The organism is Bradyrhizobium sp. Unk1, assembly GCF_059512345.1.
Genome location: NZ_JCAMOP010000106.1, coordinates 1 through 6,473, shown reverse-complemented (window position 1 = coordinate 6,473; position 6,473 = coordinate 1). Strand labels below are relative to the sequence as shown.

Sequence of the window (6,473 nt, the reverse complement as noted above, 5' to 3'; positions counted from 1 at the left end):
ATCCGGGCGTTCACCGAAACTGTCCCTGCCCAAAAGATCGCTTAAATCAGCGCTCTCCCGCCTTCTTCACGGACGACGAGGGAATAGCGCGCGATCGGCTCTATTTTGCTCACCTTGCCGCAGATGCAGATGACGGCCCCGTTCTAAAATGATCTTATCTTTGAGCCTTCGCTGAACGATTTCGACCAGAACTGCTCCGCAAAATCCAGGTGGCACTTCATAAGGTCAGAGGGAGTTTTGGACTCGGCAAGATTCTTGAGAAGATTGGCCTGAGCGTGCAGAGAGGAAGCAGCCAGCTTTGGCCCGTCCTTCAATGCCGCAGCGAATAGGTTTGTTGTCTCTTCGATAGATTTTTGCCATTCCGGAGACGTAAATGAAAGGCGTGATGCGGCCCTCGCCGATTCTTCAACACCGTCCGCGATGCCACCCGCTTCAGAGGCTGATGCCTGGGCGGCCAGTTCAGGCTCTGGACGTGTCTGCCGTTCGCGTTTCTCGTGTTCGGTTCTTCTCGCGGGCATTCAACGTCTCCCAGTCTAAACAGGATTGCAACGCGCTGCGTGGTCAGATCCGACCAAGAGCCTTCGGAAAGTACCACAACCGGCAACAAGTCGAACCTATCTCATTTAGTAGCGCTTGATCGCGAGCAAGCAGCCGACGTTCGTTGAGTTCGTCCGAAGTGCTCAGCAAGAATCCATCTCTTGCCTGGAAGCACAACCGTACTCCTTTCGTAACCGCTCGAGAAGCACACCTTCCGTTTGACGCTGTTCGAACTCTTCGCCTATGAGCCATTCATCAATTGTCCGCACTCGACCGAACTGCGCGCGGTAGCCTGACTCATGCTCCCAGATTGTGCCCCAAAGCAATACCGAGCCAATTGCGAGAGCGACTGGCCCTTGCGGCCGGGTGGCGGAAGAAGAGGCGCGGACCGCCAAGTATTTGCAAGCTCTCTCCGCGCCGATACGGTCCCAATGAAGCGCTCGACCAAGTCCCTGTTCGCGAGGGCGTACACACCCGCGGGCCGCTATGATTAACATTACCGCCCGACATGGGCTCTTGAGGAAGCCAATGGCGCCAGCTATGCGGCCCAAACAGTTTCCCATCCCAGGACACAATCCAATAGCGATGGCCCACAAGTTCACCGACGGTAAAGTTCATGCCGGTTCCTTTCCGGGTACTTTGGTCGGGACTACCGGTAGGTCAGGCGGTTCTGGATTAATCAGAGGCTCCTTCAAAGGGGACCACCTCAGGTCGCCTGAGAGGCTCACCAATATCGGGTTCCATGGCAAGGGCCTTCATCTATGTTGCTCATCTTTGAACCCATTTCGAGATACTTGGTTCTTATTCTCTTCTGGTAAATTGACGTGGCAGGCAAGCCTGCGTGGACACACGGTCGAGAGCGCGATAGGGACGGCGCCTGCCGACCTCCGCCAATTTCCCGCCTCGTATGCTCATCGGTCAAGCAAGCAAGGGTGGCCATTTTACCGGTACAAGTGTTCGGCACCCGATCGCTTTGCTGACGGTCCGTAGCTTTAAGTGGTGAACTCGGTCCCGCGCTGGTCGGCAAAGAGCATCCCGCAAAGTCTCCCGCGCGAGACAATCAGCCCAGGCTGCCGCGTCGCCCCGGCAAGGAAAGCTGCTCTGAACTGCGCCGTTCGGTCCTTGGTTGAGCAGATATCTCATTGAGTTTTGAGATTTCCGCCCATGGATGAGTTGATTCTGTTAACTGGTTCCATATATGTTTGCCGAATCACTGTATCCAACGCCGTGATAACCTATTTTCCGCCTATCCCCCTAAGCGCCTCAAAAGCGATTGTGCGTGCGTTTGCCGAACGGGTGGCGGACCGTCTCGGCTTTGGTCTCGGCGCCCCCCTTTGAGCCCCTTGTCGCGCGCCTAGGGGCCGCATCGAGTATCGCACGCCGGTTGTGAGCGAAGGACGCCTTCCAGAGTCGATCCTGGTCGAGAGCTCAAACAGATTTAAATTTTTGTCGCGAGCATGACGTCGGCTGGACGCGATCGATTTGCGCTCCCATCGCGACCTCATCTTGCGACATTCCGAGATTGAAGAAAACCGAGACAGTGGAACATCGCAATGTTCTCGAAGAGTCCTCATGTCGATTGGTGCATGACCAAAGCGATGTAGTATGGCATTGGTCGTTTGGAGCAATGCGCACGCATCATCGAGCAGCGGTCCATTCCAATCAAAGACAAGAACAGGTTTCATAAGTTTACCTCAAGCGGGAATAGGGAAGATCGGCGCGCTAATTCGCGCACGTCGTTGCTGCCCTGCAGCCAAGGCAGCCAAGAGGGCTTCAATTGTCACCGTTTACGCTCGAGATTGCTAACCCCTGCCGCGTGGAGACATGGTTTCCCCCTCTTCTAGCAAACGCCGTGCCAGTCCTTAGATGAATGGGCTCGCGCCAACACAGCGCGTTAGCAAGTCATCCATCGATGATGTCCCGTGGTTCGATTGGGGCGGTACTATCTCTCGACCGTGCTTGACGACTTCTCGCGCTACATCGTGGCCTGGAGGCTTGGTCCCACCTGCGCTTCCGATGTCCCAGCCACCCTCGACCAGGCACTCGCCGCATCCGGCCTTGACCACATCGCCGTCGCGCACCGGCCAAGGCTTCTCAGCGACAATGGTTCGAGTTACGTGGCGGATGATCTGGCCGAGTGGCTCGACCAGAAGGGCATGCAGCACGTGCGCGGCGCTCCGTACCATCCTCAGACCCAGGGAAAGATCGAGCGCTGGCATCAGACGCTGAAGAACCGCATCCTGCTCGACAACTATTACCTACCCGGTGATCTCGAGCGTCAAAGTAGGAGCCTTTGTCGAACACTATAATCACGTCCGCTATCATGAGAGCATCAACAACCTCACGCCAGCCGATGTCTACGTCGGCAGGGCTGAGGCGATCCTCGCAGAACGAAACCGCATCAAGCGCGACACCATCGCAAACCGCCGCTTGCTAGGCAGGTCACGACTGACGGAACGAGCGTGCTCGCAGTAGCCGACCTGCTCGATCAGTTATACGCGACCGAGGTGATCGAAGGGGACTTAGACGACAGCTTCGCCCGGCAGACCAGCTGATCTGTCAGTGCGCTTTCATCCGGCACCGGTTAGGAGTCTCGGATTTTGTACGCAGGTGGCGCGGGTGAAGTAAAAGTAAGCCCTGTCTGACCCAGTCGCTGTTGCCGAGTTCCGAATTAGGGCGGCGACACCGATGTCCTCTTTTAGCGACAACCTTCTTTGACCATGAGGAGACCAGTCACGTCATCAGGGGAATAAAGGCGTTGCGCTGGTCTCGCTTCGCGCAGGATCATGCGAGCTTCGCGGCCATTAACGATACCGCTAGAAACGCGAAGCGAATTATCTCGAGCGAGTTAGGCCTTCGTTGTAAGCGCACTGTCATCATTGCGGTTCGAGACGGCACCCCTGTGCGGGCAAGAGATCGAGATGCCTGACTGGCAAATACACTCCTCCATCAGCGTGGGAAGGCCGATCATCCTCGCTGGAGTGGGATCACCACGAAAGTTCGGTCGCTTTACCTTGCGACGAACAAGAAAAAGGATGCATCAACCGGCGCACTGCTAGTCTGGCAGTTCACCCAAACTGCATTGTCGTTGCCGGCCCGATCAGCAGTGTTACACCAAGCCTTTTCCGCACCGATCGTCAAGGCGGCCGCCTGAACCCACCGGCTCCAGCTCTTGATTGCTTGTACGTTGTGTCCGAAATCGATCAGATATATATGCCGGCCTCTAACCTCTTGGTGTTCGCGGTGTTGCAACCGAAGCAGCCCGCTATGCTGCCGTCTGAGTTGATTGCCGCTGTTAAAAACACGACTCCTCTGGTCGGCTGCACTGAGCCGGGCGCAACACTGAGAGCGCGCTCCTGCCCTGGAAGGGTGTTGTTATCCTGTCTAGCCGTCTGTGCGACGGCATCACTGGAAAGGGCGATTCCCAGACACGTTAGTGCGATAGCGGCGACAGAGCGATCCATGATATCTCTCCTCTACTATTTGCTACTATTTGCGAACGCCCCCTGCCTTTGGGCAAGCCGGCGCTTTGACCAGCGTCAGCTTCGTTAGCAACGTTGGCATGCCTCCGTCGTCCTAATCAACAACTAGTCCTGGTAGGTGAGCACGCGCTTGCTGTTACAACTCGCGACCTTAAGCGCATTGTCGAAGCTCAATTTGCTTCGGATGAGGTCGTGTCCCTGGCGTAGCTAATTGTTTGGACCGCCGCCAATCCTAATAGGCGCCGCATGCCACATGGCGCTACAAAGCCCTACCCACGGGGTGACGACCCGGGAGCGAGGCGACTAACATTGTTTTTGGCAAGGCTGGCCAGTGAAAGTTTGTGGCGCATGGCAGGGACAACGCTTTGCACTTTTCGGCGCCGAGTTACGTTGCCGCTAAAGCGTTGAAGGGAGCAAAACCGAAAAAGCGCGATGAGTTGAGGGATGCGACTGTCGTTAGCATGTCCTATATGTGCAATCGTCCTCAATCTGACCTGCCACGAGCTTTCATCCGTAACTCTCGAGCCTCTCTCAGGCGACGCCTCGTGTCACAGTCAACTACCCGCTTAGGCAGTTGATCAAAACGCCAAACGTTGATCAAAGCGCCAAACATAGGGCAAATCGATGCCAAGGAATGCGTTTCGGCGTCGCTGAACACCTTCACATCTCGTAGCGGTAGGTGGCTGGGCCGGGTGAGCTAGCTGCAAGGAATTGAAGATCTATGCCATGCCTTGACGAGGAGACGCAATTTGCCGGCGAGAGCTGTCATGTATTGATCCGTCATGTCGTTCGACCGAAGCATTTCGTTCTCGGGTTAACCAGGCGAACGGAGCCTGATGCACCTGCAATTCCATCGCGCTGTCGAAGACATGGAAATATGGAGTGCGAGCAGCGACGGCTATTCGTTCGTGATCAGCTTCCAGAGCCCGACTGGTCATGGCTTTCGCGGAAGGTTGGGCTACGTCGCCTCGTGGCGTCCGCTTGACCAGAGCCGTGGCTCGTTCAGGATTCTCGGCTCGCCGCTCCAAAGCTTTGCTGAGGCCGAGAATGCGTGCAACAGTATGTTGAACTACCTCCGAGACTGAACGAATTCCGCTCGCTGAAACGTTGGAGCCTCTCTAAAATGCCGCAGTTGAGTGCCGCCCGAGGATACTCGACGAACCTCACCACTCACTCATTATGTAAAGCATGTAAAGGCGTCGGAGCATATGCTGCAGCCGAGCAGACGAAGTTGATCTTTAAGAGACGGCATTCGGGATGATGCGTGGTGTACAATGAGCAGCAGACAGTTTGAAGATGAGCACGACTGCGAGGAAGCCGAGGCTATTGCGACGGCACTCTACCTCACGCCCGATGAATTAACTAAAGTCGAGTACGATACACGAACTCGCCAACGACGCAGATCAAGAGCAAATCGAAGCAGAGATGGCCAGGACCACCGTTTGCAAAGTAAAGCTCTACGACATCGCTACGGATGAAGTGGTTAGCCGGAGGCGGGGCGGCGCATGAGCCTAGTTGCGACATCGGACGGCGACGCCCTCGTCTTGGCGCGCGCGCATGAGCGTGCTGCCGGGGCCGCGCTGGAGGCGGGCGGCGCGCATCCCGCGGTTGAGGCGGCGCTGGTTTCCAGCACCACCGTGCCCGTGCTGCGCCTCGAGGGCATCTCGCTCAGCTTCGGCGGCATTACCGCGCTGGATGCTATCGATTCTGGCGGTGGTGAAGGGCGAGATCCGCGCCATCATCGGTCCCAATGGTGCCGGCAAAAGCTCGCTGCTCAACGTAGTCAGCGGGTTCTACCGCCCAGACCAAGGCGTGGTGTGGCTCCGGAGCGAACGATTCGCGCATGTGCCGACGGCGCGCCTTGCAGGCCACGGCGTGGCGCGCACCTTCCAGAACATTGCACTGTTCAAGGGCTTGCCGGTGCTCGACAACGTCATGATGGGCGTTGTGCACCACAGGCAGGCCGGTTTCGTTCGGCAGATGCTGTCGACGCCGCAAGCGCGCCGCGAGGAAGCCGAAGCCCGTGCCGCCGCTGAGGAGGTGATCGCGTTTATGCATCTTGATGCTGTCAAGCAACGGCTTGCCCGCGGTCTCCCTTACGGAATCCAGAAGCGGGTGGAGCTCGCGAGAGCGCTGGTCGCACAGCCGCAGCTGTTGCTGCTGGATGAGCCGCTTGCCGGTGTCACCCTCGTCGAGAAGCAGGAGCTCGCGGCACATGTGCGCAATGCGCGCGACGCCTATGGCGCCGCAGCCTTCGGTAGCCGGCCCCGCCCATGAAGACCGAGGCCGGCTACCTTGCTCCTGAGAGGGTCACATTCTCCAGGCGCCACCAGATAATGGCGCAGACAAGTAACCGGGGCACCTACCTGAATTGGTCGGCGGCATGGTCCGCCACTGAACGCTAAGCTGGTTGCTCCTTTTGCATGCGGAAGGAGAGACCCCCGTGGCTAGACT

At 57.3% G+C, this 6,473-nt stretch carries 2 protein-coding genes and 2 pseudogenes; 3 read left to right on the top strand and 1 reads right to left on the bottom strand.

Annotated elements, in window-relative coordinates; translation table 11 throughout:
• Positions 1-143: 143 nt before the first annotated feature.
• Positions 144-518 carry a hypothetical protein gene (locus AC5ZFO_RS46705; RefSeq protein WP_496124096.1) on the bottom strand — a complete coding sequence of 125 codons (375 nt, stop codon included), beginning with the start codon at positions 516-518 and terminating at the stop codon, positions 144-146.
• A gap of 1,941 nt (positions 519-2,459) precedes the next feature.
• Between AC5ZFO_RS46705 and AC5ZFO_RS46700 the strand changes: the two are divergent.
• The 3 genes and pseudogenes from AC5ZFO_RS46700 to AC5ZFO_RS46690 all read left to right on the top strand — a co-directional run.
• Positions 2,460-3,012, top strand: a pseudogene (locus tag AC5ZFO_RS46700) (transposase); the annotation flags it as partial.
• On the top strand, positions 3,000-3,092 hold the full coding sequence (locus AC5ZFO_RS46695) for a hypothetical protein (protein WP_496124095.1): 93 nt from the start codon (positions 3,000-3,002) through the stop codon (positions 3,090-3,092). The pseudogene AC5ZFO_RS46700 and the gene AC5ZFO_RS46695, both read left to right, overlap by 13 nt.
• A 2,432-nt stretch (positions 3,093-5,524) precedes the next feature.
• Positions 5,525-6,263: pseudogene (locus AC5ZFO_RS46690) on the top strand (ABC transporter ATP-binding protein); the annotation flags it as partial.
• Between the last annotated feature and the right edge of the window lie 210 nt (positions 6,264-6,473).